Genomic DNA, 25,426 nt, shown 5'->3' with positions numbered 1-25,426 from the left:
CGCATCGTTCACGGCAGGAGACGACCGCAGGAGGGGGCTGGCGCTATCGGGTCACCAAGAGGAAGGTTGAGGCCTCCCCGCGTCCCTTCAATGTCAATGTGCCGCGTGGCTCGAAGTCGTAGCGATGGGCGAGCGCCTGGCGCACCACGTCGGACACTTGGATACGGTCGGGCGCACCTTGCGATTCGAGACGGCTGGCGATGTTCACCGTGTCCCCCCAGACATCATAAATGAACTTGTGGCGACCGATGATGCCCGCAACCACTGGCCCCGCATGCAGGCCGATGCGGACGCGAAAATCGGTGCCGCCGGTTGCATTGACCCTCCGCAGCAGGTCCAAAGCGCCCAGAGCGAATTCAGCAAGCACCTCAACATGGTCGGCACGTGGGGACGGCAAGCCGGCAGCGGCCATATAGGCGTCTCCGATCGTCTTGATCTTCTCCACCCCAAGCCGCAGGGCGAGATCATCAAACGCGGAGAACACCTCGGCGAGCCGGCCCACAAGATGCGCAGGCGACATAGTGGCAGCGGTCGGCGTGAAGCCGACGATGTCGGCAAACAGAATGGATGCATTCTCAAAGCGGTCGGCGATGATCGTTTCGCCTTGGTTGAGGCGTAGAACGATGGGATCGGGAAGAATATTGCGCAGGAGAGCTTCCGAGCGGTCTTTCTCGATCTTGAGCTGGGAGAGATATTCCTGCTCGCGGCTGCGCCAGCGCTTGCGCTCCAGGCAAGCATTGATCCTGGCGCGCAGGAGGACCAGGTTGAACGGCTTGGGGAGATAGTCTTCCGCACCCGCTTCGATGCAGCGAATGACGGCATCGGTCTCGCTCAGACCAGAGATCATGATCACCGGGATCTGGTAGAGCCGCGGGTCGGATTTCAGCCGCCTCAAGACCTCGATGCCGTTCATGCCAGGCATGATGAGATCGAGGAGGATCAGGTCGAAGTCCTCCCGCTCAAGAAGGACAAGCGCCTCCGCGCCCGATGCCACCAACTCGACCCGATGCCCCTCCTGCAAAAGGCGGCGGCAGAGAAGATCACGGTTGGCTTCGTTATCGTCCACGACGAGGATGCGGCCGACCTCGGCATCGTGCAGCTCGTCCTTGCCGGGATGCAAGGTGCGCAAGAGCTCGGTGATCACGGATCGACCGGGATCACCGGGCGCGGCATCGGGCGCGCCGCTGTCGCCAATGGCATTGATACGCGAGACCATCCGGCGCGCCTCGGCAAGGAGCCGCTCTATGTCGGGCCGAAGGCAATCGGCGGTCTCGGATGCCGGCAGATCCTCGAGTGCCAATTCACTATAGCCGATGATGGCATTGAGCGGGGTGCGCAGTTCATGGCGGAGCTTGGCCTGCGAGCCGCCAAGCTCCCGCCGGCTGTCGAGGTCAAGGCTAGCGCCGGGCTCCAGGAGCTGGGTGACCGTCTCGTTCAGGGATTGCGCAGCGATGCCCGCTTTCTCAAGATGCTCGCGCACATCATCCAGTCCGAGCCGGCGGGCCTCTCCGGTGAGGATTTCCTGGTAATCGATAATCGCGCGGATGGGCGTGACCAGATCCTGCTGGACGGTGACCAGCCTTGTCCATTTCTGGAATTCAGTATTGGACATGGGCGGTTCCTAGACCTACGCCAGCCGGCCGATATGGCCTTGTGCGTCCTATCCCAGTGGCTGATTTGGGCCAGAGCTCAAAAGACGCCGAATTTTTTCCAAGAGCCGGGGCATCTCCACCGGCTTCGTATCATAGTCATCGCAGCCCACCTCGCGGCACCGCTGCTCATCGGATGGCATGGCATGCGCCGTGAGCGCGATAACAGGGATCGCAGATGTGCGCGGGTCGGCTTTGATACGGCGGGTCGCTTCCCAGCCATCAATGACCGGCAAGCTCATATCCATGAGGACGAGATCGGGTGTTTCGGCGGTGGCCATAGCGACGCCATGTTCCCCATCGACGGCGAAGATCACGGTGTAACCCTGCCGAGCGAGTCGCCGCGAAAGCATGTCGCGATTCATTTCGTTGTCTTCGACGAGCAGGATTTTCGCCATCACACTATGCCTCTCGGGCGGCGGGACGACCCGCGGCTGGCACGTTCGGAGATAAGACGGCGCCTTTTCGCGCCGCTTCGATCATCGCCCGCAGGGAGGTGATCAACTCGGAACGTCCATAGGCGCCCTTCTGGAAGACCTCCATCGCATTGCTGTGCAGCCATTCCCGTTCCTGAATGGTCAGCTCCTTGGCCGTCACCACAATGACGGGAATATCGCGCAAGTCCGGGTCCTGACGCAGCTTGGACAGGACTTCAAAACCGTCGATCTCCGGCATCATCAGGTCAAGCAAAATTACGCTTGGCCGCTTGCCTGCTGCTTCAGCAAGTCCTTGCGCGCCGTTGACGGCCTCGCGCACGCTCCAACCTTCGCGCGTCAGGGTGCGCCTGAGCATATCGCGCGTCGTCTCATCGTCATCCACAACGAGAACGTCAGTGCGGTCGTCCGCATGGCGAACCCGCTCGAGCACCTCCAGTAGCTCCTGTGGATCGATCGGCTTGGTGAGATGCTCCGCAGCGCCGAGCGCAAGCCCCATGTCCTGATCCCCGAGCACCGTCACCAGGATGACCGGGATCGTGCTGAGCTCCGGATCGCTCTTCAGCCAGCGCAGCACGGTCCAGCCGTCGATTTCCGGCATGATCACATCGAGAATGATGGCATCCGGCTTTTCCTGCCGGGCAAGCCGCAGGCCCTCTCGTCCGCCTGGCGCCGAGAGAACGCGGTAGCCCTCTCTGATCAGAGCCGCGCTCAGCGATTCACGACTGGCGCGCTCGTCATCGATGATCAGAACCGTCGCCTCAGCCGGTGAGGCCGTCTCCTGAATGGCAGGGCGCTCCACCTGGGGGTGATTGCAAGGCACGCGCATGATGAAGGACGAGCCCTTGCCGTGTTCTGTGTCAACGCGAATGTCACCGCCCAGCATCAGGCAGAAATGCTTCGTGATCGCAAGTCCAAGGCCGGTACCGCCATAGTTGCGCGATGTGGATGAATCCGCCTGTGTGAAAGCCTGGAACAGTTTTGCCTTCTGCTCCGGCGTCATGCCGATTCCGGTATCGGTGACGGCGAACTCGATCCAGTCGGCGCCCTCACCGCCCGGATATCTTCGCACGGAGAGACTGATCGAGCCGTCATGGGTGAATTTCGAGGCGTTGCTGAGGAGGTTCAGGAGGTTCTGGCGCAGCTTTGTCTGATCGGTCTGCAGGACACCCGCATCTGGATCAACATGGACCGTGAACCTGTTGTTGTTCTTCATAATCAGCGGCGTGATTGTCGCCTGGACCTGAGACACCAGGCTCTCCACCTCGAATGTCTCGATATAGATCTCGGTCTTGCCCGCTTCGATCTTGGAGAGGTCGAGGATATCATTGATCAGGCTCAGCAGGTGCTTTCCGGATTTCCGGATCTTGCGCAGATCAGGAACGAAGTCGTCCTGGCCGATCTCCTCGGCCTCTTCGATCAGCATCTCGCTATAGCCTATGATGGCGTTCAGAGGTGTGCGCAGCTCGTGGCTCATGCTCGCGAGGAACTGGCTCTTGGCCTGGTTGGCCGCGTCCGCCTGCTCCTTCGCCTGCTGCAGCTCAACCTGGCGCTGCTTGAGCTCGGTGATGTCGGTATAGACGATCACTGTGCCGTGGTCGCAGGTCTTTCGCTCGCTGATGCGAACCCAACGGCCATCGGCATAACGTTGCTCCAGCACGTTCTCGCCGTCCCGATGTTGAGCGAGACGATCGGCGACCCATTCCTCGCGCGACCGGCTGCCAAAATCGACGAGGTTGCGATCAGCGCCACCCTGGATGATGGTGGCAAAAGAGGTGCCGGGCACAATCAGGTCGCTGATGCCGGGATAGATCGCCCGATAACGGGAATTCGCCAGCACCAGCCGATCACTGGCGTCATAGAGGGCAAATCCCTCCGAGATGGTCTCGATGGCGGTCTCGAGGGTGCGCCGCTGCTCCTGTGCCATCGCCTCCAGGCGTGCTCGCTCGGCTATGCTTTCGCGGAACAGTCGCAGCGTGCGGGCCATGACGCCGATTTCGTCGGATCCCACCGGAGGCAGCTCGATTTCGTGCTGCCCCTCGATCATTGCGCCCATGGCCTTGTTAAGACGGCGCAGCGGGATCAAGATCGAGTGCAGCACAAGCAAGGTGAGAACGGCGCCCAGCAGAACCACGGATGCGAGCACGACCATGGCGATGCGGATTGCCCGCGCAGCGCTGCTGGTGGCGAGATCCCGCGCCGACCACGCATCCCTGTGAAGCACCTGGGTCAGCTCGGCCAGCCGCTGCTCTACGCTGTGGCTGTGGTTGCGGGCCTGCGCGAGGAGCGTATTGCCAATCACGCGGCTGTCATTGGTATAGGCCTCCACGGCCTCTCGGGCGCTGGCGATATAGGCATCGGTCTCCTGGGCGATCGCGGCGGCCAGATCAGGGTGCGACGGTGCCAAGCGGTCGAGATAGACCTGCAGCTCGGCGCGCGCCTTATCGGCGTTACGTTCTGAGATGGTGAGGAGGCTCACCGCGAGGTCGGTGAGCCAGTATCGCACATTGCCAAAGGCCGTGGTGGCACCGTTCGCTGCCTCCAATTGATCGAAGAGCTCGGTTGCGCGCGTAATCTGCCGGGAATTGTTGTCGAGCTCACGGATGACGATCAGGTTGGTGGCGACCATTCCGGCCAACAAAAGCAGCGAGATCGCGGCAACACGCAGCGGAATCGAGGTCCGGCGAAGGAGAGCCGACAGGCTATCCAACCAGGACCGACCCTCGGGACGGTCGTCTTCCGGCGCGAGATGACGCTGCACAGCGCCGGCTCCGGGAACTCCGGCCGGCGCGAGTGCATCGCCTTGTGGTGTGCTTGCGATGGTCATTCGAATAACGTGACGCTGACTGCCGCCCCGAGATCACCTTCCTTGCCACCCTCCATGGGATAGCCGGTAATGTCCATCTTGCCTGCCGGCTCGCCGTGACACATGAGGCAGGAGCGGACGTAGTATTCGGGAACGATCAGTCGGAAGGCCGGCCGGCCCTCGGCCGTGGTCCTTTCTTCGAAGGAGCCGCCCTTGGGCCAGTCGCTGCGGCTGAACTTGCTTTCGATGATCGAGACTTCCCAATCGTCCGGACGTGCCTTGCGGTTGCGGATCAGCTTCTCAGGCGCGGTGACCTTCACACGGGCTTCAGTGCCCACACGCTCGGCAAATTTCTCGTTCACGAGCCTTGCGAATACCGCGGGGATGAAGCCCTTGAAGCCAAGCCCCGGCTTGTTGATCGTGCTCTGGTTCTCGACCACGATCTCCTTGATCGCTTCCATTTGTGCGCGGAGCAGCCGGCCCTCTTTGCTGTTGGGATCGGTGGCATAGGGATCATGGCCGGTCTGCTTCTGGTAGACGGCGACGGTTTCGGCGAGAAGGCGATCGGCGGTCAGCCCCTTTTCGCCGAGGTTCGGATTGTTGATCAGATCCTGGTGTTGCGAGACCACCGTGCGCGCCGCCTGCAGAAGCTGGGCAAGCCGTACCGCGATCACGCTATCGTCCGTTTCCGCGGCAATGGCGGATTGGGCCGGCAAAAGCAGAAGAGCGGCCAAAACGAGCGCCGGGAGAAGCGCGCCAAGGCGGCCGCCCAACATCCGGCAACGGAACGATCGATCTAACCCGAGCTTGTTCGCGGCGCTCGCATCCGATTTGAAACGGTACATAGCGCTCGACCCTCCCTAAGTATCGGGGGCGCTATTCTACGCCTGTGTTATGCGCAATGGCTATTTTCTTCGCTAGCGCCCCGGTAACGCGCAAGAGCACCTTTAATCCAAGATGATCCAAAAGGGAAATGAGAAGCTGCGGGGATCGGACGAATTGCTTATGCCAGCTCGGTCCAGTTCTTCCGCATCATTTCGCCATTCGTGAAAAGTGGTGGTGGTGATAAGAGCGGCTTCGGGTTTCTGCTGGAGGGCCTTTGTGGAAGACAGGGTGCCGATCGCACGCGAAGCCCGTGTCATTGTGCCTTTCCGTTTTTTGTAATTTGTTATAACAGATTGAAGGAACTGTTGGGCGGACGGTAGTCCAAGTGAGAATGTGGTGATGGAGACTAAAGTGCTTTCGGCGGCCGATCTGACGATTGGCTTGGGGTTCATTGGCGGGGAATGGGTGCCGGCGGACAGCCGCGCAACCATCCCGGTCCACAATCCGGCTGACGGAAGTGTATTCGGCGAAGTGCCCGACATGGGGGCGGCCGAGACAGCTCGCGCGATTGATGCAGCTGCCGCAGCGCTGCCCGCCTGGCGTTCGCTTGCCGCCGGTGCGCGTAGTGCGATTCTCAAGCGTTGGCACGCGCTCATCATGCAGCATCAGGAGCCGCTGGCCGAGATCCTGACGGCCGAGCAGGGCAAGCCGCTTGCCGAATCGCGCGGGGAGATCGCCTATGGCGCGAGCTTCGTCGAATGGTTCGCCGAGGAGGCCAAGAGAGTTTATGGCGATGTTATCCCCGCCCCGCAGGCCGGCAGCCGGATCATCGTGCAGAAACAGCCGGTCGGCGTGGCCGGGCTGATCATTCCGTGGAATTTTCCCTCCGCTCTGTTTCATCGCAAATGTGCGGCCGCCTTGGCAGCAGGGTGCACGGTCGTGCTCAAGCCCTCGGAATTCACGCCGTTCTCAGCCCTGGCTCTCGCCGAGCTCGGCCGCCGGGCGGGCCTGCCGGCGGGCGTGCTGAACGTCGTGACCGGGCAGCCCGCCGAAATCGGCCGCGTGCTCATGGACAGTCCGGTCGTGCGCAAAATCAGCTTCACCGGCTCGACGCGCGTGGGCAAGCTGCTGATCGAGCAGTCGGCAAAGACAGTGAAGAAGATTTCGCTGGAACTTGGTGGCAATGCGCCTCTGATCGTCTTCGACGATGCGGATATCGCAACGGCCGTTCAGGCTTGCATGAAGTCGAAATTCCGGAATGCGGGGCAGACATGCGTCTGCGCCAACCGCATCTATGTCCAGGATGGGATCTATGAGAGATTTGCCGCAGCCCTGACCGAAGAGGTGAGCCGGCTCAGGGTTGGCGCGGGCACGGAAGAGGGCGTGACAATCGGGCCGCTGATCAACATGGCGGCGGTCGAGAAGGTCGAGCGCCATATTGCCGATGCCAAGGCCAAAGGCGGCGAGGTGAGCCTCGGTGGCAAGCGCCATGCCCGCGGTGGTTCATTTTTCGAGCCGACGATCATCCTGAATGCGAGCGAGACGATGGAGCTGGCGAAGGATGAAACCTTCGGGCCCGTGGCTCCGCTGTTTCGCTTCAAGACGGAGGAGGAGGCGATCAGGCTTGCCAATTCCACCGAATATGGCTTGGCTGCCTATATCTTCACCCGCGATATCGACCGGATGTGGCGCGTGACCGATGCCATCGAAACGGGCATGGTGGGCGTCAATGAAGGACTGATCTCGAACGAGGTTGCCCCGTTCGGGGGAATCAAGGAAAGCGGTCTTGGTCGAGAAGGATCCTATCATGGGATCGAGGAATACCTCGAAATGAAGTATGTCCTGATCTCACCCTGTGTTGCAGCATGAGGATTAGAGCATGAACGTCCTGTCAAACTCGCTGGTGGCGGCCGATATCGCCACGACCCTTCACCCCTATACGGATGCTCGTGCTCATGAGCAGAAAGGCCCGGTCGTCATCGATCGCGGCGAGGGGATCTATGTCTATGACCAAGCGGGCAAGAAATATATCGAGGGGCTTGCCGGCCTGTGGTCGGTGGCGGTCGGCTTCAATGAGAAACGCCTGATCGATGCCGCCTATCGCCAGCTGCAGAAGCTGCCCTATTACCACACCTTCGCGCATAAGGCCCATGAGCCTTCCATCCGGCTCTCGGAAAAGCTGGTGGAGATGACGCCGGCGCCGCTGACCCGCACCTTCTTCACCTCCTCGGGTTCCGAGGCCAATGACACGGTCGTCAAGCTCGTCTGGTTCATGAACAATGCGCTGGGCAGGCCTGCCAAGAAGAAGTTTCTTGCGCGCAACAAGGGCTATCACGGCATCACCATTGCTTCGGGAAGCTTGACCGGGCTGCCGAACAATCACCGCGATTTCGATCTACCGGCGATCCCCGTGGTGCATCTGACCTGCCCGCATTTCTACCGGTTCGCTGAGCCGGGCGAAGACGAGGCCGCGTTCACCGCCCGCCTGCTGAAGGAAGCCGAGGAGGTCATTCTCCGGGAAGGGCCGGAGACGATCGCCGCATTCATCGGCGAGCCGCTGATGGCTGCCGGTGGCGTGATGCCGCCCCCGGAGGGCTATTGGAAGGGCATCGAAGCGCTCTGCCGGAAATACGATATCCTGCTGGTGTCGGATGAGGTGATCAACGGTTTCGGCCGGCTGGGTTCCTCGTTCGGCTGTGTCCACTATGGCTTCACGCCGGACATCATGGTCACCTCCAAGCAGATCACTTCGTCCTATATGCCCCTGGCCGCGGTGATGTTCACGGATGAGATCTATAATGCCGTTGCCGACAACAGCTCCAAGATCGGCACGTTCGGCCATGGCTTCACCGCATCGGGCCATCCGGTTGCAACGGCCGTGGGGCTTGAGAATCTGAACATCATCGAGGAGCGTGACCTCATGGGCAATGCGGCCCGGCTTGGGCCGCGCCTCCAGGAGGGTCTCAGGCAATTCGCCGATCATCCGCTGGTGGGCGAAGTCCGTGGCACCGGTCTCATCGCAGGCATCGAGCTCGTGGCCGATAAGGCGACGAAGCAGCCCTTCTCGCCAGCGGGCAAGGTCGGCGCAAAGGCTGCCGAGATCGGCCATGATGAGGGGCTGATCTTCCGGGCGATCGGCGACACGCTGGCGCTCTGCCCGCCGCTGATCGTGACCGAGTCCGAGATCGACGATATCGTCGCGCGGATGGGCCGGACGATCGACCGCACCGCCGATTTCGTGAAGACGATGGGCTGAGCAGGCATACGCCTCCTCATCCGCGACACAGATGCGCCGGCATTTGCCGGCGCATTTCTTTTGCGTGAACACTAAAGTGATTGCTTAGCTATCAGGGGCGTGATACTAAAGCGAATGCTTAACCAATCGGCAGATCTCGATCTGACGTTCCAGGCTCTCGCTGACCCGACGCGGCGGGCTATCCTGGAACGATTGACAAAAGGCCCCGCATCGGTCGGCGAATTGGCGCGTCCTTTCACCATGTCACTGCCCGGTGTCATGCAGCATCTGGCCATTCTGGAAAGCTCCGGCCTGGTGCGTTCGGAGAAGATCGGGCGGGTGCGTACCTGCCAGATCAATCCCGACGTCCTGAGTCAGACGGAGAGCTGGATCAGCCGGATGCGAATGGAATGGGAACGCCGGCTCGATCGGTTGGGCGCATATCTCACAACCCTTTCCGATGAAGGAGAAGATCATGGCCCGAGCAACTGAGCGAGGTTCTCCCAGCGAGCCAGCGTCCTTCCGCACCTCTCGTATTTTTCCGGTCCGCCGCGAGCTCGTGTTCAAAGCCTGGAGCACTGCGGACCACATCAAGCGCTGGTTCTGCCCGACCGAGTTCACCATTCCAGAGGCGACAGTGGAGATGCGCGAAGGCGGCGTGTTCGAGCTCTGCATGCGCGCGCCGGACGGGGCAGCGCATTGGGTGCGCGGCACGTTCAGCGAGGTCTCGCCGTTCGATCGGCTGGTGCTCGACTTGCGGGTCGAGGACATGCAGGGGCACGGCCTGTTCAAGGCGCTGACGGCGGTCAACTTTGCGGATGCGAGCGGCGGCACGCGCATGGATGTCGAGCAGAGCTATACTGTGCTCGATCCAGAGGCCGCCTGGATGACTCAAGGCGCGCCCGAGGGTTGGGGGCAGACGTTGGACAAGCTGGCCGACGAGCTCGTCCGCATGGAGGGACAATCAAACTGAGCAGCGGATCTCCCGGCGCTGGATCTGCCGCTCAATAGTTGGCGCGGCGGTCGACGAGGCCGCGGGGCACTTCGCCCCGCGCGAGGCGGCGCAGGTTTTCGATGACACCGAGCGCGACGCTTTCGGGGCGCGTGGTCGAGGCCACATGCGGTGTCATCAAGATCTTGGGATGTGTCCAGAAGGGGTGTTCGGGGGGCAGGGGCTCGGTCTCGAAAACATCGAGGATCGCACCGCTGAGATGGCCGCTGTCGAGGGCGGCAAGGAGATCCTGTTCGATGAGATGGCCGCCGCGGCCGACATTCACGAGCCCGGCACCGGCCGGAAGCTTCTCGAATACGCCGGCGTTCAGGATGCCTTCGGTCTCGGGTGTCAGCGGAACAAGGCAGACCAGGATTTCGGTTTTCGCGAGGAACGGGGAGATGCCGTCCGGGCCCGAATAGCAAGTCACGCCTTCAATCTCCTTTGGCGTACGGCTCCAGCCCGAGCACTGGAAGCCCAGCGCCTTAAGCCGTTCGATCGCCGCCGAGCCGAGAACACCAAGCCCCATCACCCCGACACGACGCTCGCTCGCCAACCGCACCGGCCGCGGTTCCCAGATGCGCCGGGCGCGCAGAGCTTGATAGGAAATGAGCTCGCGATGATGGGCCATGACCGCGCAGCTCACATATTCCACCATCTGGGCGGTAAGATCAGTGTCGATGATCCTGACGATCTGCAGGTGCTCAGGCAAGCCGGCTTTGACGAACTGGTCGATGCCGGCGCCCAGCGAGAACACCACTTCGAGATTCGGGAAATACTGCTCGAAGCCGGGTTCCCAGTCCCACAGGCCGATATAACGGATTTCAGAAAGCGCTCCCGCTTCGGGCCAGGCGCGGTAATCGACTTCCGGCGCGTGGGTTGCGAAGAGCTTGCGCCAGCGCTCGGCAACGTCAGGCTTTCCGCGATAGAGGAATGTTGAGGGCCGCATGACATGGTCCCCTGGATTTGAGTGCGAGCGAGTATAGCCCGTTGCTGGATTAAGGCCACCGGCCGCATACACTCGCCTGAGACAGTGGCACAGCGATTATCGTGATACGTCCCGCACTGAAACGGGAAACAGGCCGCGCAATATCCGGGCCAGACGTGCTGCAAATAAGGGCCGGACCGGCCATGTCAGCTTGTCGCACGACGACAGATGCTTCCTGCCTGCAGCTTGTTAACAGCTGCATGAACACCGTGCAGAGATCCGCGATCGCCGGGTTAATGTTGAGCAATATAGACTAATAAAATTATTCGAATTGGATAGAAATCCTTAAAGATAGATCATTCTGACGAGGAACTTGGGGCGTCTGGCAAGCTTATTGCACGTAAGGAGGTCATGAAGAACCGGATCGACTATCAAGCAGGCCAATAGAGGTGGCGCGTTCTGTGCCGCGGGAGCGATTGCCTTCCGAAGCAGGGCGCTTCTGGCAGCGACATAGTCATTAAACCTGTAATCCCTTCGCGTGGTTGCTCCGCGCGTAGGACAGATCCGGAAGCTTACGCCAAGCGCAATTGGGAGGGTGACACTGCCGGGGAGGACTATGAGGAGTGGCACAGCGACCAGTGGCAATGGCTTGGCAGGGTTAGAGTTTTGGAGGACGCGATATGATCAACCCCACGGAGAAAGACATCTGGCGCTCGGTCGTCTACACCGCCAGCGAATCCAGCGCCAATCCCGAAATTGGCGTGATCTCGTCCATCACTGACCACTTCGTGCGGGTGCACTTCCGGGGAGAACCCAATCCAGCGGCCTGCTTGCGGGAGAATCTGATCTGGGAGACCGAGTGGAGGATGCAATCATGAGGTCGCCCTATCGGCTGCTCGCCTATACCCGCGCCGGGGTCTTCACCTCCGGCGTGGTGGCAGGGGCGCTTGCCCTCGTGGCTGGCATGATGATGGCAGAAGCGCTGATGCCCAAGCAATCCCATCACTATTACAGCCCGAAGATCATCACCGACAGAATCGCTCAAAACTAGCGTCGGCAGGCCAGGGCGGATTAGAGCGGGATGTCCGAGGAACATCGCGTGATCTTGCGCGTTCCGAGGAGCAGGACGATTAGTGTCGCGCTAATACTCGACCCATGGAACCGGTAGCTAAGGGAAGTCCCGATCGTCGCACGCAACTCGCTGCGGACCGAACAGTGCTCGCGGCGGAACGGACCTATGCATCCTGGGTGCAACTTGGGCTCAGCAGCCTCGCTGCGGGCATAGGTGCAAAGGCGCTGCTCTCCAATGTCATCCCCGACTGGATGGTGATCGGCACGGGAAGCCTGCTCGTGCTGTTCAGCTCCTTCTGCTTTTCCGCGGCGGTCTGGCGCCAGCTGTTTCCGGGCGCGCCGCCGCCCGAACCCGATGTCCGTCGTATCCCATCGGCCGTGCTCGTTCTTGTGAATGGGTTTCTCGTCCTGGTCGCGCTTGCCGCGCTGCTGGGGATCTGGTTGACGCCGATAGAGAAGGGTTAGTGTCGCCCCGGGAACCTCTGTCTCTCAAGCAAGTTTGCTCCACAGGTTCAATTCGCGATCGAGGTGCAACTTGGCTAAGAAGAAGACAAAGGTGCCGAAGAAGGTCGCCGGCGTGAAGGTACCGAAATCCGTACGGAAGGCGACGATCATCGATACTGTTCTCAACCATCCTATCGGGCGAGCGGTGCTTGCCGACGCACTGGTGGCAGCCGCAGCTGCCGCATCGGCGGCATTGGTGAAGCACTTTCCCGACAAGCGGGACGTGGAGAGAGCTGGTGACACCGTCCAGGAGGCCGGTTCGGTCGGGGCCTCGATGGTGAAGAATGTCGTGACTGGCGCGGTGGGCGCGATCGCACATGCGGCCGAGGGGCTGAAGGGCGACGAAGATGACCATAAGGAGAAGCGGCGCAGGCCGAATTATCGGCTAGCTGATGATCTTGGTTCGAACACCGCCAAAGCCGGCAAGCACTGAAGTTGGCCCCTCTCAATGGGGCGGCCGTCTTTATGGGGATGGTCAAGTGCCTTCTCGCCAATGGGGTCAGGCGCTCATATGGTCCCGAGCCCCAGTTGGCGACGAAAGCGGTTCTTAAGCTCGACGCCATCGCGTGGCGGCAATGCGCGCGGCGGGCTATCCGGTTTGACGAGAACGGATGCAAAGCCTGGGCCTTGAGCCCCATGCAGCCGGGAACGGAGATTCTCGAGCTCGTGCGGCTCGGTGACCGACTGGGACCAGGCGAAGCCGCTGGCCTTGGCGATGCCGACGAGGTCGACCCCCATCCCGGTATGGCTCGGCTGCATGCCGGTCTCGCCATAATGGTGGTTGTCCAACACCACGACCGTGAGGTTTTTTGGAAGAATAGCGCCGATGGTCAGCAGCCCGCCAACCCCCATGAGCTGCTCGCCATCGCCCGTGATGACCGCCACCCGTTCCCCGGGCCGGGCAAGCGCCAGGCCTAATCCCATCATGGCCGCACCACCCATCGCGCCCCAGAGATAGAAGGTGCGATCATGGTCACCTGCAGCCATGGCGTCATATGTGGGTGATCCCAAGCCGGTGATGACCAGCAGGTCCCCGCGATCCCTAAGGAGGGTCGCAACTGCCTCTCTTCGGTCGAGTTGGGACATAATCTGCTGCACCATATCAATCCGTCCACTTCTTGCGACCCAACAACCTTTGCGACAGCAGAACGGCGACCTGCTGCTCGCTGAGGAAGGCATCATGGATGGCCATGTCGATGGTCGGGCCGACGTCCTCGGCACGGTCGATCCTGTGCACGGTGAGGCCCATCGCGGCCAGCACCACTGGAGTTGCCCGGCCCATCGGCACCTGCCAAGGGTTGAACTCTCCGGACTCGCCGCGCATGGTCACGATGGTGAGGAAGGGAAAGCGGCAGTTTGCAACCAGACTCAGCATGTTGATGCAATTGCCAACGCCACTCGATTGCATCAGCAAGACGCCTTTCTCTCCGCCGAGCCAAGCACCGCAGAGGGCGGGGATGCCCTCCTCCTCAGTCGTGAGAGGGTAGGCCTTCATCTCGCCATCGGCCTGGGCACGGCGGATCACGTGGCTATGCCCGGCATCAGGCACGAAGGGCACTTGGCGAATGCCGCCGCGTTTCAGGCACTCGAACAGCACGTCCTGCCAGAGTGTCTGGGTGTTCTCGCTAGCCTGCACAGCCTGCATTTCGGCCTCACTTCATTGGCCCCGTCGGGCCCCCCGCGGCAGAATAGGCATTGGTGGCAGGCTTTTGAAAATAGATAATTTCATTATATCCTATGCAGATCTTCTATATCTCGGGAGATCCCATTGGATCTGCGGCAGCTGAGGACGTTCATTCAGGTTGCGGAAACCGGCAGCCTGACCCGTGCCGCCGATCGGCTGAATACGGTACAGCCGACGCTGAGCCGGCAGGTTCGGCTGCTGGAAGAGGAATTTGCAACCGAGCTGTTCGAGCGGCAGGGCAGGGGCATGAAACTGACCGAGGCCGGCGAGCGGCTGCTGGAGCGTGCCCGGGCGATCCTGCGCGAGGTCGAACATGCCCGTGCGGACCTTCTGGCTTTGCGCGGGGCGATCACGGGCAACGTGGTGTGCGGAATCATTCCGAGCCTTGGGGATCGGGCGCTGGTGCCCTTTATCCGTTCCTTCGTCGAGAATAATCCATTGGTCTCGCTGCGGCTGGTCACCGGCTATGCGGGCTTTCTCATCGAATGGCTTGGCCGACGCCAACTCGACATTGCCGTGCTCTATGACCTGCCGAGCTTGTCGAGCTATGATGTGGTACCGATGGTGGAGGAGCCGCTCTTCGTAGTGGCATCTCCCGATGCGGGGCTCGAAATCGGCGTTCCCGTCAAGTTCGCGGCCCTCACATCAGTGCCGATGATCATGCCAAGCCCACAGCACGGGCTGCGCAAGCTCATCGACGAGGCCGCTGAGCGCCACAATCTCCGCCTCAATGTCCGGGTCGAGGTGGATTCCCTGCAGACGCAGCTGGAGCTTGCCCGCAGCGGATTCGGCTGGACCGTTCTGCCGCCCTCGGCGGTGGCGGCGGAACTGGCCGATCGTGAGATTTCCGCAGCCCCTCTGTGCGAGCCTGAGGTGCTGCGCCGGATCGTGCTGGTGCTGCCGATCGATCGCAGCCAACCCTATTCGGTGCGCGTCTTTTCGGATGCCATGGCCGAGCACGTGCTGTCCATGGTGCGGAAGGGCGGCTGGCCGGGTGCTCGCGTGATCGCCTGAGCGAGCTATAAGCGAGCGTCCGCGGATGCAAGAGGCCGCAGCAGTTGCATCATCGACATCCCATACCACATGTTATAAAGATACCGAGTAGTATGGAATGTAATGTGGATGCGAGACTTGATGGCGGGGGTAGAGATCTCTGAGCTCAGGCGGAAGCTCGACGGCGCCGACATCGTTCCGCTGACGATGTCGCTCATTCAGATGAGCGGAGAGCTCGGCTGGCTCGACCGTATCGCCCCACATGTGCGCGGCCCCTGGGATTATTCCGAGCGGGTGCCGGATGAGCTCAAGCGAGAGATCAGGGACCAAGCCGCAGCCGAAATGATGCGGTTGGCGAGTGGCGGTGCGCCGCGTTTGGCTCATCCCACTACGGAGACGATCCGGCGGATGATGTGTGTCGCCGTCGCTGACGAGGTGACGCCCGACTATGTGCCGATGGTGCTCGATCAGATGTCGCTTGATCCGGAGCGGGTGGCACAGTCACAGCCGGCACGGATGCCGGAGCGGCAAGGCCATCAGCTCCGTGTGGCGATTATCGGGGCGGGCGCATCCGGCCTATGCGCGGCCATCAAGCTGCGCGAGGCGGGTATTCCGTTCGTGATCTTCGAGAAGAACCCCGAAGTCGGCGGCACCTGGTATGAGAACCGCTATCCCGGCTGCCAGGTCGACACACCGAACCATTTCTATCAGTTTTCTTTCGAGCCGAACGACGATTGGCCGAACTACTATTCCCGCCAAGACAGCATTCTCGCCTATCTCAAGCATTGCGCCGACAAATATGGCGTGCGGCCCTTCATTCGCTTCCGGCACGAGGTTCGCGCCGCGCAATATCTGCCGGATGCGAAGCTCTGGCGCGTGTCCTCGAGAGATGGCGAGGGCAATCGTCACGTCGAAGTGTTCAACGCGCTGATCTGTGCGGTTGGCCAGCTCAATCGCCCCTCTATCCCGCAGCTCCCTGGGCTCGATCAGTTCGAAGGCCAGATCATGCATACGGCTGCCTGGCCGGATGATGCCGACCTGAACAACAAGCGGGTTGCGCTCATTGGCACCGGCGCCAGCGCGGTTCAGGTCGGGCCTGGCATTGTCGAGGCGGTGCAATCGCTGACGGTCTTCCAGCGCTCCGGCGCCTGGGTGTCTCGCAGTCCGAATGTGCTGCGGACGGTTTCGGATGAAAAGAAGTGGGCGCTGAAGACCATTCCGTTCTATGCACCCTGGTACCGTTTTCAGCTGTTCTGGGGCTTTGCCGACGGGCTATTCCAGGCCCTGGCGCTCGATCCCGCCTGGGCGGGCAATGATCGCGCGGTGAATGAGCACAACGAGCGCTTTCGGCAGGCTTTGCTGCGCCATATTCACCGTGAGCTCGAGGGGCGGGACGATCTGATCGAAAAGGTTGTGCCGGATTATCCACCGTTCGGCAAGCGCGTGCTGGCAGATGCAGGCTGGTACAAGATGCTGCGGCAGGAGAAGGTCGAGCTTGTCACCGAGGCCATCGAACGGATCGAGCCCGACGCCATCCGGGTCGCCGACGGGCGCCGCATACCGACAGACGCAATCGTCTTCGCAACCGGGTTCCATGCGGGCAAGATGCTCTGGCCAATGGAGATCACCGGGCGTTGCGGGCGAACGATCCGTGAGATCTGGGGCGATAACAATCCGCGCGCCTATCTCGGTATCAGCGTGCCCGAGTTCCCCAATATGTTCGTGATGTATGGGCCGAACACCAATCTCGGCCATGGTGGGAGCGCCATATTCCTGGCGGAGTGCCAGACCCGCTACATCGTCAAGGTGTTGCGTGCGATGGTGGAGCAAGGCATCGCCGCGGTTGAAATCCGTGAGGATGTGCATGACGCCTATAACGAGGATATCGACGCGCGACTGAGGCAGCTCGTCTGGAGTCATCCGAAGGTGTCGACCTGGTACAAGAATGAGAGTGGCCGTATCATCACAAACCAGCCCTGGCGGCTGGTGGATTATTGGAAGCTGACATTCGAGCCGAAGCTCTCGGAATATCGCCAGGAGAGGGCTGCTTAGGGCGAGGCAGGTTTGACAGTCATCATACCCGGTAGTATTTCATTCGAAGCGATGGCGAGCGCTATTCGCATAAGAAAAATGATGCGGTCATAGGAGGTTAAATGGCGGGGAGGGCAATGTTTCCGGAGGGCGCAGCGCTTGTCGTCGGTGGCAGCGGTGGTATCGGCCGCGCTGTCTGCTTGGCGCTGGCCGCGGAAGGCTGCGACGTCGCGTTCACCTATCGATCGAATAAAGCCGCGGCAGGCGAGCTCGTGGAGGCTCTAGAGGCCCAAGGCCTGCGCGCGCGTTCTGTCGCGCTCGATCTGACCGATCGCGAGGCGGTCAGGGCGGCAGTTGATGAGGTTGCGCGTGATTTCGGCAGGCTTCATACGGTGGTTCTCGCTCATGGCGCCGATATCAGCATGACCTACGTGGCTGCGATCGACGATGCGGAGTGGGACAGAACCGTCGCAGGCGATCTCACGGGGGCCTTCAACGTGATCAAAGCGGTCATTCCGCATATGCGGGGCCAAGGCGGGGCTTTCGTTGCCATGTCCTCGGCAGGGCTCATGCGGCATCCGCCCAAGGACATTCTTTCCCTCGTGCCCAAGGCCGGTATCGAGGCCATGATGCGCGGGATCGCCCGGGAAGAGGGGCGCTACGGCATTCGGGCCAATTCCCTTGCGCTGGGTGTGATCGATGCCGGTCTTTTCCACCGGCTTGAGGAGCGCCTCACGCCGGATTTCGTTGAGGCCATGAAGCGCAACACCTCGCTTCGCCGCTTCGGCACGGCGGAAGAGGCTGCGGATGCCGCAGTGTTTCTTGCGTCCTCCAGGTCGGCATTCATCACGGGACAAAGCATCGCCCTTGATGGCGGCTATTCGGTCTAGGAAAGGCTATGAACAAGCCCACTATCGGCAGTCTTTTGCGGGAGAGCGCCAAACGGTATCCCGATATCCCCTTCTTCATCAGTGACGACCGGACGGTTACGTTCGCTGCCTTCAATGGGGAGGTCGACCGCATGGCCGCCGGGCTGCTCAAGCTGGGGGTCGGGCGAGGCGATCACGTCGCGATCTGGCTGCCCAATACCTATGAGTGGGTGCTGACCTTCTGCGCCGCCGCCAGGATTGGCGCCGTGATCGTTCCGGTGAATACGCGCTACAAGGCGGAAGAGGCGCGCTATGTCATCGAGCAGTCCGACGCCAAGGTGCTGGTGATGCTGCACCGGATGTGGAGCACCGATTATTACGAGATGCTCCTGTCGCTTGCGCCCGAACTGGCGGCGGGCGAGCCGGGCAAGCTTGCGCTGGCCGCATTTCCCAAGCTGTCATCGGTGGTGATGGTGAGTGATGAGCCCGCAGCGGGGACAATCTCCCTGGCATCGCTTCTCCGGGACGATGCCGCGTCCGTCGCCGAAGCAGAGGCCAAGGTACGGCCAGAGGATCTCCTGCTCATCTGCTACACCTCGGGCACGACGGGTAAGCCGAAGGGCGTGATGCATAATCACGGGGTGATCCGGCAGTCTACCAAGGTGGGCCTTGCGCTCGGGGTGGAGCCGGGCGGTCGGATCATGGCACATATGCCGTTCTATCATTCGGCCGGTCTGTTCATGGCACTCATCCCCGCCATTTCGCTTGGCGCAGGGCTGGTGCCGATGGTGCAGTGGAATGCATCGGAAGCGCTGAGGCTGATCGAGGCCCATGGGGTCACGGCCTTCGGCGCGGTGCCTACGCATTATTACGATCTCGTGGCCCTTCCCGAGCTGAAGGACAGAGACACCTCGTCCATGAAGGCTGCATGGATCGGTGGCTCCGCTGTGATGCAGGAGACATTCGAAAAGATCATGCGCGCCCTGCGCCTGCCGCGGCTGCTTTCGACCTATGGCATGACCGAGAACACCATCTCGACCTCATTCAATGCGTGGGATGATCCGATCGCGGTCTGTTGCCAGAACAAGGCGCCGCTGCTTTCGGATTGCGAGGTGCGGATCGTCAATCCCGAGACATTCGAGGTTGTGGGACCGGGCAAAGATGGCGAAGTCTGGTGCCGCGGCGAAACGGTGATGATGGGCTATTACAAAGATCCCGACGCAACCAGGCAGGCGATCACCGAAAATGGCTGGCTGCGCAGCGGTGATATCGGCAATCTCGACGAACAGGGCTATCTCACCATCACCGGGCGGCTCAAGGAGATGCTGAAGGTCGGCGGCACCAATACCTCGCCGATCGAGATCGAGCAGCATCTTGCGGGCCATCCTGAAATCAAGTCGTCCGCAGTGGTGGGAGCGCCGGACGAGCGGATGGGGCAAGTGCCTTATGCGTTCATCGAACGCGCCGCGGGATCCGGACTGACGCCGCAGGATGTGATCGCCTACTGCAAAGGACGGATGGCTGATTACAAGGTGCCGCGCTTCGTGAAATTTGTGGAAGAGCTCCCGCGCACGCCCACAGGCAAGGTGCAGCGTGCCCTGCTGGCGAAAGAGGCCGAGCAGGAGGCCGGCGGGGGCAAGGCTGTAGGATAGGCGCGCTGTTTTCGGGGTGCGCCGATGAGAGGTTATGCAGGGTCGCCGGCCGCCAACGGATTCAGCCGTTGGGGCCGTTGTCGGCTCGGACTTGATAAGGACTTGGTTGTCATTTCCCATGACCAGTGAGATCGCTCCACCCCGGCGTCGCCGGCGTCTTTCCAAGAAGGACGCGCCTGGACCTGTGCAGGACAGCCAGTCCCAGACGGATCAGAACCGCTGGGAGGTATTGTCGGCCGCAGCGGTCGCGTTCATGGAGCATGGCTATGCAGCGACGTCGATCGATACGGTCGCAGCGGTGCTGGGTGCCACCAAGGGGCGCGTCTACTACTATTATCGCAGCAAGGCCGACCTATTCTTCGACATCCACCGCGCCGCGATGGACCTCAATCTCAAGACCATCCGGCCAATCGCCACGGGAGCAGGCTCCGCACGCGAGCGTTTGCAGCAGATGCTGATTGCGCATGTGGATCTGATCATGTCGCATCTGCCGCTGCAGCGCGTATCGGTGCAGGGGGTCGAGATGCATCTCATGGGGAGCACGACACCGGCTCAGCGCAAGATGCTCAAGACGCTCATCCAGATGCGAGATGAATATGAGCAGCATTTTCTCGACGTGCTTGCGCAAGGGATTGCCGCGGGAGAGTTTCGCCGCTGCGAGCCGCGGATCGTGGTGAAGCCGCTGCTGGGTGCCCTGAACTGGATGACCTTGTGGTATCGGCCGCGGCCGGGCGAAACGGAGAAGGCGCGGCGTCAAATTGCGGAAGAGCATGCCATGTTCGTGATGCAGGGCATCGACGGCAGGAGCTGAGTCCACGCAAACCTGCGGATGGAGCGCTCCTGGAGGCAGCTTCATTGACGCGAAACATAATACCCGGCAGTATGTCCAGAAATGGGGAGCGCCGGTCAACGGCTTCGTATGGGAGGAAATCATGAAGTGGCACAGCCTTGCAGCAGGCCTGGCCTTGGCCTTGCTGAGCGTTTCGGCTCAGGCGCAGTCAGAGCAAACCCCGATCCGGATCGGTGTGCTCAGCGACATGTCGGGTGGCTTCGCCGATGTGAGCGGTCCGGGCTCGGTCGAGGCGGCAAAGATGGCTGCTGAGGATTACCGGAAGAGCCATCCGGGCCGGCCGGTCGAGATCCTGTCGGGAGATCACCAGAACAAGGCAGATGTCGGGCTTGGCCTGGTCCGGCGCTGGGTTGACACAGAGGGCGTCGAAGCGGTGATCGACGTGCCCAATTCGGCGATTGCGCTCGCAGTCAGCGACTTCATGAAGAATGCCAACAAGGTGTTCCTTGGTACCGGTGGCGTCTCCAGCCAGCTCACGGGCGAGCGCTGCACCCCAAATACCGTGCACTATTCCATCGATACATGGACCATGGCCAATGTGCCGACCCGCACCATGGTCAAAGACGGCGGCGATACCTGGTTCTATATCTCCACTGACTATGCGTTCGGTCACGATATGGAAGCGCAATCGACCGCCGCGCTCGAGAAGGCCGGTGGCAAGAAGCTTGGCAGCGTTGCTTATCCCCTCGGCAATCTCGATTTCTCATCGTTCCTGGTGCAGGCGCAGACATCCGGTGCCAAGGTGGTCGCGCTGGCCGCGCCTAATGGGGATTTCGTGAATGCCGTGAAGCAGGCGGCCGATTTCGGGATGACGCAGGGCGATCAGAAAGTGGTCGGACTCGCGGTCTATATCTCTGATATCGTGTCCATTGGCACGAATGTGGCGAACGGGGCGATCGTCACCAATAACTGGTACTGGAACCTGAACGATCAGACGCGAGACTTTGCCAATAGGTTTGCCGAGCGGTTCAAGGGGAAGGTGCCAACCAGCCTGCAGGCGGGTGCCTATGCTGCGGTTTGGCAGTATCTGGCCGCGGTGGATGAGCTCGATGGGAAGTCCTCGGATGGCAAGGCGATCGTCGCCAAGATGAAGGCTTCGCCGAGCGAGGATCCGATTTTCGGCAAGAGCACGATCCGCGAGGATGGGCGCCGGATGACGCCGGTCTATGTGTGGCGCGTCAAGGAAGCGCCGGCCGACAATCCGAATGACGTCTACGAACTGGTGCAGGAAGTACCAGTGGATCAGGCCTATCGCCCCCTGAATGAGGGCAAGTGCCCGCTGGTGACGGGGAACTAGTATGGTTCTCCGGCTCTCCGCGCAGAGGCTGTGAAGCCCGGAACAGAGCTTCGCGGTCCCACGCCAGCGCTGATTGAGGAACCTTTTCCGGACGAGCACCCTTGCAAAGCAAGGACGGTCATGGTGACTGCTGTCCGGAAAGGGCGCATGCAAGACATTACCGACGAGTTCATCACGGCGCTTCGCGGGCTGGAGGAAACCGGTGCGATAGAGCCCCTTGCTGCACTGTTCAGCCAGGCTGCGGAGATCTCAAACCCGCTGGTCGAGCACCGCAAGGATGAGGAACACGCCGTTGAAAAGTTCTGGCACGACTATCGCCGCGCCTTTCAGCAGATCCATTCCGTGTTCAGGACCGTGGTGAAGGCGGATCGGGTGAGCTTCATCGAGTGGACGAGCGACGGCGCCACCACCTATGGCCCCTTCCGCTATGGCGGGGTTACGGTCATCGAGCACGATTCCCGGAAAATCACGGCCTTTCGCTGTTATTTCGACCCCGAGCAGATCAGCAGCGGCGATCCGGATCGACGGCGGCTCTGGGCGCCAGAGAACGCCGATTCCGTGCAGAGCGAGGCAGCGGAACCCCGCAAAGAGGGTGGCTATCAATAGAGCTTTCATTGTACCGCCATTCGGTCCGCCCACGTCCCATCTCGGGGGGACAATTCCCGATAGCAGGTGTATAGTGATGGGCAGAGGCGTCGGGGCACCACATGGTCGGCGGACTGCCTAGCGAATGCCGCGCAATCGCGGGCCCGCCGGCAAAACGGCGGAGATTGCCATGGCGGATAGAACCTTCACCGGCACTCGAACTGCATTTCCAGGCGTGGATGAACACGGCCCACTGGCTGTGCGCAAGATTGGCGTCGCCGACCTTCGGGATGCCCTGGAAAAAGGCTGGAACGACTTCTGGCAGAAGCCAAGCCATCTCGTGTTCTTGGGACTGATCTATCCCTTGGCCGGCGTTTTCCTGTGCCGGCTCGTGGTGGGATATGACATTCTGCCTCTGTTGTTCCCGCTGGTCGCGGGTTTTGCGCTGGTCGGTCCCTTTGCGGCGCTCGGTCTTTATGAGATCAGCCGGCGGCTGGAGCAGGGACAGGATGCCGCCTGGGCCGATGCGCTGAATGTGATGCGATCGCCGGGCCTGCTCCCTCTTGCGATCCTCGGCTTCACCTTGATGATGATCTTTGTGCTCTGGCTCATCGCCGCCATGGTCATCTATAGCGCGATCTTTGGTGACATGGTGCCCGCCACGGTCAGCGGATTTTTGCACGAGGTGATCACTACACGGGCAGGATGGACGCTGATCCTAGTGGGCAATGCCGTCGGATTCCTGTTCGCGCTTGCTGCACTGATGATCAGCGTTGTGTCCTTTCCTTTGATCTTGGATCGCCATGTCGGAGCGCTTGCGGCGGCACGCACCTCCATCAATGCCGTCGTCACCAATCCCGGGCCCATGCTTCTATGGGGCCTGATTGTTGCGATCGCCCTGGTCATCGGCTTTGCCACACTGCTCGTCGGGCTGGCGATCATCGTTCCAGTTCTCGGGCATGCGACCTGGCATCTCTATCGCCGGGTGGTGATCTGAACAGCGATCGGCCGCAGAACCGTCAGAGGGAGGCACTGGTCGGACTTTGTTCTGCCGAGCCTTTTGCACGGCAGTATCGACCCCGGGCAAATGGCTTGCAATCGTAAATGGAGCTCTTTGTATAACAGGCTTGATCTGTAAATGTCGAATCTACATTGGATAATTGCATTGCCAATTACACGCTTGTTGCTTCGATCTCCAAGAATATAATTCCCCATCGCGTTTAGAAATGCGAGGGGCACATGCTTTACGCAATTCTTGGTCTTTGTATTGCAGGTGTGCTGTTGTTAATCGCGGAATGGACATGGAAGCAGTACAATCACCGGCGCAATCGTCGCGAGATGCGTATTGCTTGGAGGTCCAGAGCGCCGCGCCATTAGGGGTATCAATGCGTAGAGCGGGATCGCGCCCTGAATTGGGCGGTCCCGCTCATCTTCAAATGGCGGTGGTCATTGCGAGCTTTGCCAAGATGGCCAGCAAGCCTATGAGAGCCATTCCCGCCAGGGTGAGCCGCGCGGCTGCGAACCATGCCGGAATGGCATGGCGCTGGAGGCTCACAATGTCCCAGAGCGCCGTGAATAGGAATGCCGCGATCAACACGGCGATCGCGGGGATCGGCGGACTCAATAATGCCAGGACTGCGGCCAATCCCAGAAGTGCCGCAAGGGACAGCTCGCGCGCGATCCGCCGCCGGGAATAGGGCCCGGCCGCCGTGCCGCCGCGCATGCCGCCGAGAAAGGCGATGGCGGCCGCGCCGTAGATCAGCTCGGCAATGATCACGCGTCCTTGGGTGGCTGGTTCATTCCCGAACCAGGCGGCAAGCGCCAGGGCAAGGAAAGGCAGCCCCGCCAAGGCACCCACGATCGCGGAGAGGACAAGTCTACGCGATGGCGGGTGGTCTTGGGCGGGCAGTGGCACCATCAATCAGCCAGTTGGGTAGAAGCAAGCTCACGCCAAGCCGACCGGGCAGGTCGCGCCAGTGCCGGCGAGGCCACAATAGCCGCCTGGGTTCTTGGCCAGATATTGCTGGTGGTAATCCTCCGCATAATAGAAGGGGCCAGCTTCCTTGATCTCCGTGGTGATCGGCCCATAGCCACGCTCGCGCAGAGCGGCCTGGAACTGCCGGCGCGAGCGCTCCGCCACGGACTTCTGCTCATCATCAAAGGTATAGATCGCGGAGCGATAGGTGGTGCCCACGTCATTGCCCTGCCGCATCCCTTGGGTCGGATCGTGACTTTCCCAGAAAGTCTTGAGCAATTGCTCATAAGAGATCCGCTTGGGATCATAGACAACGAGCACCACTTCGGCATGGCCGGTCATGCCGGTGCAGGTTTCTTCATAGGTCGGGTTCGGCGTATGGCCTCCGGAATAGCCCACCGCGGTGACGATGACGCCTGGCAGGGACCAGAACAGCCGTTCAGCGCCCCAGAAGCAGCCCATGCCGAAGAGTGCCTGCTTGGCGCCCTCGGGAAACGGGCCCTTGAGCGGCTGACCATTGACGAAGTGATGGCTGGCGGTTGGCAGGGGCGTATTCCGGCCCGGCAGGGCATCGCTGGCGGTGGGCATCGTGAGTGATTTGCCGGATCTGAACATCAGCATGACGGTGTCTCCACTTCCCTTGCACTCAGATATGGCGCGCGAGTGGTGGGATGCAAGCAAAGTCGGTGGCGATCTGATGAGGAGCGCTTGCGCCCTGGCGGCTAATGAGTATATTGCGCGCCACCAACCGCACGCCATGCGTCGCGGTTCGAGGAGAGGTGGCCGAGTGGTTGAAGGCGCACGCCTGGAACGCGTGTATACGGGAAACCGTATCGAGGGTTCGAATCCCTCTCTCTCCGCCATTAAGTAGGCGCATCTACTTGGTGGCTCAGGGCATTTTTTCTCAGCATGAGTTCGACCCCACAATTAAGCCCGCATTAGTTGCGGGCGGAGGTATCCGCTCTCCCAAACGACCACCCGTGCCCGTTCCAGCGTCCTGGGCAATGAGCTGACTATCTAGCAGTTCGCCTCAACGGCTGCCTGCGG

At 61.2% G+C, this 25,426-nt stretch carries 25 protein-coding genes and 1 tRNA gene; 17 read left to right on the top strand and 9 right to left on the bottom strand.

Features of this window, described 5'->3' with window-relative positions:
* Window positions 1-43: 43 nt before the first annotated feature.
* The 4 genes from RCF49_RS11630 to RCF49_RS11615 are packed head-to-tail and all read right to left on the bottom strand — an operon-like array spanning window position 44 to window position 5,734.
* Window positions 44-1,612, bottom strand: coding sequence for an adenylate/guanylate cyclase domain-containing protein (locus tag RCF49_RS11630; RefSeq protein ID WP_342640046.1), 1,569 nt, complete (start codon window positions 1,610-1,612; stop codon window positions 44-46).
* A gap of 48 nt (window positions 1,613-1,660) precedes the next feature.
* On the bottom strand, window positions 1,661-2,047 hold the full coding sequence (locus tag RCF49_RS11625; RefSeq protein ID WP_342640045.1) for a response regulator: 387 nt from the start codon (window positions 2,045-2,047) through the stop codon (window positions 1,661-1,663).
* Window positions 2,048-2,051: 4 nt separating this feature from the next.
* Complete coding sequence (locus RCF49_RS11620; RefSeq protein ID WP_342640044.1) at window positions 2,052-4,910, bottom strand: ATP-binding response regulator; 2,859 nt, start codon at window positions 4,908-4,910, stop codon at window positions 2,052-2,054.
* Complete coding sequence (locus RCF49_RS11615; protein WP_342640043.1) at window positions 4,907-5,734, bottom strand: Tll0287-like domain-containing protein; 828 nt, start codon at window positions 5,732-5,734, stop codon at window positions 4,907-4,909. The genes RCF49_RS11620 and RCF49_RS11615 overlap by 4 nt, the downstream gene beginning before the upstream one ends.
* 379 nt (window positions 5,735-6,113) lie before the next feature.
* Between RCF49_RS11615 and RCF49_RS11610 the strand changes: the two genes are divergently transcribed.
* The 4 genes from RCF49_RS11610 (at window position 6,114) to RCF49_RS11595 (ending at window position 9,922) form a co-directional block, all read left to right on the top strand.
* The gene (locus RCF49_RS11610; RefSeq protein WP_342644187.1) at window positions 6,114-7,583 is read left to right on the top strand and encodes an NAD-dependent succinate-semialdehyde dehydrogenase; all 1,470 of its coding nucleotides are present in this window, start codon (window positions 6,114-6,116) and stop codon (window positions 7,581-7,583) included.
* Between the two features lie 10 nt (window positions 7,584-7,593).
* Window positions 7,594-8,970 (top strand): aspartate aminotransferase family protein, encoded by a 1,377-nt coding sequence (locus tag RCF49_RS11605; RefSeq protein WP_342640042.1) that lies wholly within the window; start codon window positions 7,594-7,596, stop codon window positions 8,968-8,970.
* Window positions 8,971-9,084: 114 nt separating this feature from the next.
* On the top strand, window positions 9,085-9,441 hold the full coding sequence (locus tag RCF49_RS11600; protein WP_342640041.1) for an ArsR/SmtB family transcription factor: 357 nt from the start codon (window positions 9,085-9,087) through the stop codon (window positions 9,439-9,441).
* The gene (locus tag RCF49_RS11595) at window positions 9,425-9,922 is read left to right on the top strand and encodes an SRPBCC family protein (protein ID WP_342640040.1); all 498 of its coding nucleotides are present in this window, start codon (window positions 9,425-9,427) and stop codon (window positions 9,920-9,922) included. Before RCF49_RS11600 ends, RCF49_RS11595 begins: the two co-directional genes overlap by 17 nt.
* 31 nt (window positions 9,923-9,953) lie before the next feature.
* Here RCF49_RS11595 and RCF49_RS11590 read toward each other — a convergent pair whose 3' ends face one another.
* Complete coding sequence (locus RCF49_RS11590) at window positions 9,954-10,889, bottom strand: 2-hydroxyacid dehydrogenase (protein ID WP_342640039.1); 936 nt, start codon at window positions 10,887-10,889, stop codon at window positions 9,954-9,956.
* Between the two features lie 659 nt (window positions 10,890-11,548).
* On the opposite strand from RCF49_RS11590, the gene RCF49_RS11585 reads away from it, so the two are divergent.
* The 4 genes from RCF49_RS11585 to RCF49_RS11570 all read left to right on the top strand — a co-directional run bounded on the left by RCF49_RS11585 (window position 11,549) and on the right by RCF49_RS11570 (window position 12,876).
* The gene (locus RCF49_RS11585; RefSeq protein WP_342640038.1) at window positions 11,549-11,746 is read left to right on the top strand and encodes a hypothetical protein; all 198 of its coding nucleotides are present in this window, start codon (window positions 11,549-11,551) and stop codon (window positions 11,744-11,746) included.
* A complete protein-coding gene (locus RCF49_RS11580) occupies window positions 11,743-11,919 on the top strand; it encodes a hypothetical protein (protein WP_342640037.1) in 177 nt (58 codons plus the stop codon). The genes RCF49_RS11585 and RCF49_RS11580 overlap by 4 nt, the downstream gene beginning before the upstream one ends.
* Before the next feature lie 104 nt (window positions 11,920-12,023).
* A complete protein-coding gene (locus tag RCF49_RS11575; protein WP_342640036.1) occupies window positions 12,024-12,404 on the top strand; it encodes a DUF202 domain-containing protein in 381 nt (126 codons plus the stop codon).
* Window positions 12,405-12,474: 70 nt separating this feature from the next.
* A complete protein-coding gene (locus RCF49_RS11570) occupies window positions 12,475-12,876 on the top strand; it encodes a hypothetical protein (RefSeq protein WP_342640035.1) in 402 nt (133 codons plus the stop codon).
* A 74-nt stretch (window positions 12,877-12,950) separates the two neighbouring features.
* Here the strand turns inward: RCF49_RS11570 and RCF49_RS11565 are convergent, their stop codons facing one another.
* Together RCF49_RS11565 and RCF49_RS11560 are read right to left on the bottom strand one after the other, a co-directional pair.
* The gene (locus RCF49_RS11565; protein WP_342640034.1) at window positions 12,951-13,544 is read right to left on the bottom strand and encodes a thiamine pyrophosphate-dependent enzyme; all 594 of its coding nucleotides are present in this window, start codon (window positions 13,542-13,544) and stop codon (window positions 12,951-12,953) included.
* Between the two features lies 1 nt (window position 13,545).
* Entirely contained in the window at window positions 13,546-14,088 is a 543-nt protein-coding gene (locus RCF49_RS11560) for a phosphonopyruvate decarboxylase (protein WP_342640033.1), read from the bottom strand.
* Between the two features lie 123 nt (window positions 14,089-14,211).
* Here RCF49_RS11560 and RCF49_RS11555 point away from each other — a divergent pair, with 123 nt between their 5' ends.
* The 8 genes from RCF49_RS11555 (at window position 14,212) to RCF49_RS11520 (ending at window position 23,401) form a co-directional block, all read left to right on the top strand.
* Complete coding sequence (locus RCF49_RS11555; protein WP_342640032.1) at window positions 14,212-15,141, top strand: LysR family transcriptional regulator; 930 nt, start codon at window positions 14,212-14,214, stop codon at window positions 15,139-15,141.
* 120 nt (window positions 15,142-15,261) lie between these two features.
* Window positions 15,262-17,172, top strand: coding sequence for a flavin-containing monooxygenase (locus tag RCF49_RS11550; protein WP_342640031.1), 1,911 nt, complete (start codon window positions 15,262-15,264; stop codon window positions 17,170-17,172).
* A 101-nt stretch (window positions 17,173-17,273) separates the two neighbouring features.
* Complete coding sequence (locus RCF49_RS11545; protein ID WP_342640030.1) at window positions 17,274-18,041, top strand: SDR family NAD(P)-dependent oxidoreductase; 768 nt, start codon at window positions 17,274-17,276, stop codon at window positions 18,039-18,041.
* An 8-nt stretch (window positions 18,042-18,049) separates the two neighbouring features.
* The gene (locus RCF49_RS11540; protein ID WP_342640029.1) at window positions 18,050-19,672 is read left to right on the top strand and encodes a class I adenylate-forming enzyme family protein; all 1,623 of its coding nucleotides are present in this window, start codon (window positions 18,050-18,052) and stop codon (window positions 19,670-19,672) included.
* Window positions 19,673-19,790: 118 nt separating this feature from the next.
* A complete protein-coding gene (locus RCF49_RS11535; protein ID WP_342640028.1) occupies window positions 19,791-20,483 on the top strand; it encodes a TetR/AcrR family transcriptional regulator in 693 nt (230 codons plus the stop codon).
* A 121-nt stretch (window positions 20,484-20,604) separates the two neighbouring features.
* Window positions 20,605-21,819 (top strand): ABC transporter substrate-binding protein, encoded by a 1,215-nt coding sequence (locus RCF49_RS11530; protein WP_342640027.1) that lies wholly within the window; start codon window positions 20,605-20,607, stop codon window positions 21,817-21,819.
* 147 nt (window positions 21,820-21,966) lie between these two features.
* The gene (locus RCF49_RS11525) at window positions 21,967-22,425 is read left to right on the top strand and encodes a nuclear transport factor 2 family protein (RefSeq protein WP_342640026.1); all 459 of its coding nucleotides are present in this window, start codon (window positions 21,967-21,969) and stop codon (window positions 22,423-22,425) included.
* 169 nt (window positions 22,426-22,594) lie between these two features.
* Window positions 22,595-23,401, top strand: a complete 807-nt coding sequence (locus tag RCF49_RS11520) for a DUF2189 domain-containing protein (protein ID WP_342640025.1) — start codon at window positions 22,595-22,597, stop codon at window positions 23,399-23,401.
* Window positions 23,402-23,836: 435 nt separating this feature from the next.
* Here RCF49_RS11520 and RCF49_RS11515 read toward each other — a convergent pair whose 3' ends face one another.
* Window positions 23,837-24,253 carry a DUF3429 family protein gene (locus RCF49_RS11515; protein WP_432807280.1) on the bottom strand — a complete coding sequence of 139 codons (417 nt, stop codon included), beginning with the start codon at window positions 24,251-24,253 and terminating at the stop codon, window positions 23,837-23,839.
* 96 nt (window positions 24,254-24,349) lie between these two features.
* On the bottom strand, window positions 24,350-24,994 hold the full coding sequence (msrA, locus tag RCF49_RS11510; RefSeq protein WP_342644186.1) for a peptide-methionine (S)-S-oxide reductase MsrA: 645 nt from the start codon (window positions 24,992-24,994) through the stop codon (window positions 24,350-24,352).
* A gap of 158 nt (window positions 24,995-25,152) precedes the next feature.
* On the opposite strand from msrA, the gene RCF49_RS11505 reads away from it, so the two are divergent.
* Window positions 25,153-25,242: transfer RNA gene (locus RCF49_RS11505), tRNA-Ser, on the top strand.
* The last annotated feature ends 184 nt before the right edge of the window (window positions 25,243-25,426 follow it).

The organism is Rhodoligotrophos sp. CJ14, from assembly GCF_038811545.1.
In the GTDB taxonomy this organism is placed as follows: Bacteria; Pseudomonadota; Alphaproteobacteria; order Rhizobiales; family Im1; genus Rhodoligotrophos; species Rhodoligotrophos ferricapiens.
The sequence above is the reverse complement of the archived record's forward strand: the minus strand, read 5'-3'. Positions and strand labels throughout refer to the sequence as shown.

Excerpts from the sequence above, each read along its gene's own strand:
- RCF49_RS11600 (WP_342640041.1), top strand. The coding sequence starts at position 9,085 with ATGCTTAACCAATCGGCAGATCTCGATCTGACGTTCCAGGCTCTCGCT.
- RCF49_RS11580 (WP_342640037.1), top strand. The coding sequence starts at position 11,743 with ATGAGGTCGCCCTATCGGCTGCTCGCCTATACCCGCGCCGGGGTCTTC.
- RCF49_RS11615 (WP_342640043.1), bottom strand. The coding sequence starts at position 5,734 with ATGTACCGTTTCAAATCGGATGCGAGCGCCGCGAACAAGCTCGGGTTA.
- RCF49_RS11540 (WP_342640029.1), top strand. The coding sequence starts at position 18,050 with ATGAACAAGCCCACTATCGGCAGTCTTTTGCGGGAGAGCGCCAAACGG.
- RCF49_RS11630 (WP_342640046.1), bottom strand. The coding sequence starts at position 1,612 with ATGTCCAATACTGAATTCCAGAAATGGACAAGGCTGGTCACCGTCCAG.
- RCF49_RS11585 (WP_342640038.1), top strand. The coding sequence starts at position 11,549 with ATGATCAACCCCACGGAGAAAGACATCTGGCGCTCGGTCGTCTACACC.
- RCF49_RS11565 (WP_342640034.1), bottom strand. The coding sequence starts at position 13,544 with ATGGTGCAGCAGATTATGTCCCAACTCGACCGAAGAGAGGCAGTTGCG.
- RCF49_RS11525 (WP_342640026.1), top strand. The coding sequence starts at position 21,967 with ATGCAAGACATTACCGACGAGTTCATCACGGCGCTTCGCGGGCTGGAG.
- RCF49_RS11550 (WP_342640031.1), top strand. The coding sequence starts at position 15,262 with ATGGCGGGGGTAGAGATCTCTGAGCTCAGGCGGAAGCTCGACGGCGCC.
- RCF49_RS11590 (WP_342640039.1), bottom strand. The coding sequence starts at position 10,889 with ATGCGGCCCTCAACATTCCTCTATCGCGGAAAGCCTGACGTTGCCGAG.
- RCF49_RS11620 (WP_342640044.1), bottom strand. The coding sequence starts at position 4,910 with ATGACCATCGCAAGCACACCACAAGGCGATGCACTCGCGCCGGCCGGA.
- RCF49_RS11535 (WP_342640028.1), top strand. The coding sequence starts at position 19,791 with ATGACCAGTGAGATCGCTCCACCCCGGCGTCGCCGGCGTCTTTCCAAG.
- RCF49_RS11545 (WP_342640030.1), top strand. The coding sequence starts at position 17,274 with ATGGCGGGGAGGGCAATGTTTCCGGAGGGCGCAGCGCTTGTCGTCGGT.
- msrA (WP_342644186.1), bottom strand. The coding sequence starts at position 24,994 with ATGTTCAGATCCGGCAAATCACTCACGATGCCCACCGCCAGCGATGCC.
- RCF49_RS11560 (WP_342640033.1), bottom strand. The coding sequence starts at position 14,088 with ATGCAGGCTGTGCAGGCTAGCGAGAACACCCAGACACTCTGGCAGGAC.
- RCF49_RS11530 (WP_342640027.1), top strand. The coding sequence starts at position 20,605 with ATGAAGTGGCACAGCCTTGCAGCAGGCCTGGCCTTGGCCTTGCTGAGC.
- RCF49_RS11575 (WP_342640036.1), top strand. The coding sequence starts at position 12,024 with ATGGAACCGGTAGCTAAGGGAAGTCCCGATCGTCGCACGCAACTCGCT.
- RCF49_RS11595 (WP_342640040.1), top strand. The coding sequence starts at position 9,425 with ATGGCCCGAGCAACTGAGCGAGGTTCTCCCAGCGAGCCAGCGTCCTTC.
- RCF49_RS11610 (WP_342644187.1), top strand. The coding sequence starts at position 6,114 with ATGGAGACTAAAGTGCTTTCGGCGGCCGATCTGACGATTGGCTTGGGG.
- RCF49_RS11605 (WP_342640042.1), top strand. The coding sequence starts at position 7,594 with ATGAACGTCCTGTCAAACTCGCTGGTGGCGGCCGATATCGCCACGACC.
- RCF49_RS11625 (WP_342640045.1), bottom strand. The coding sequence starts at position 2,047 with ATGGCGAAAATCCTGCTCGTCGAAGACAACGAAATGAATCGCGACATG.
- RCF49_RS11520 (WP_342640025.1), top strand. The coding sequence starts at position 22,595 with ATGGCGGATAGAACCTTCACCGGCACTCGAACTGCATTTCCAGGCGTG.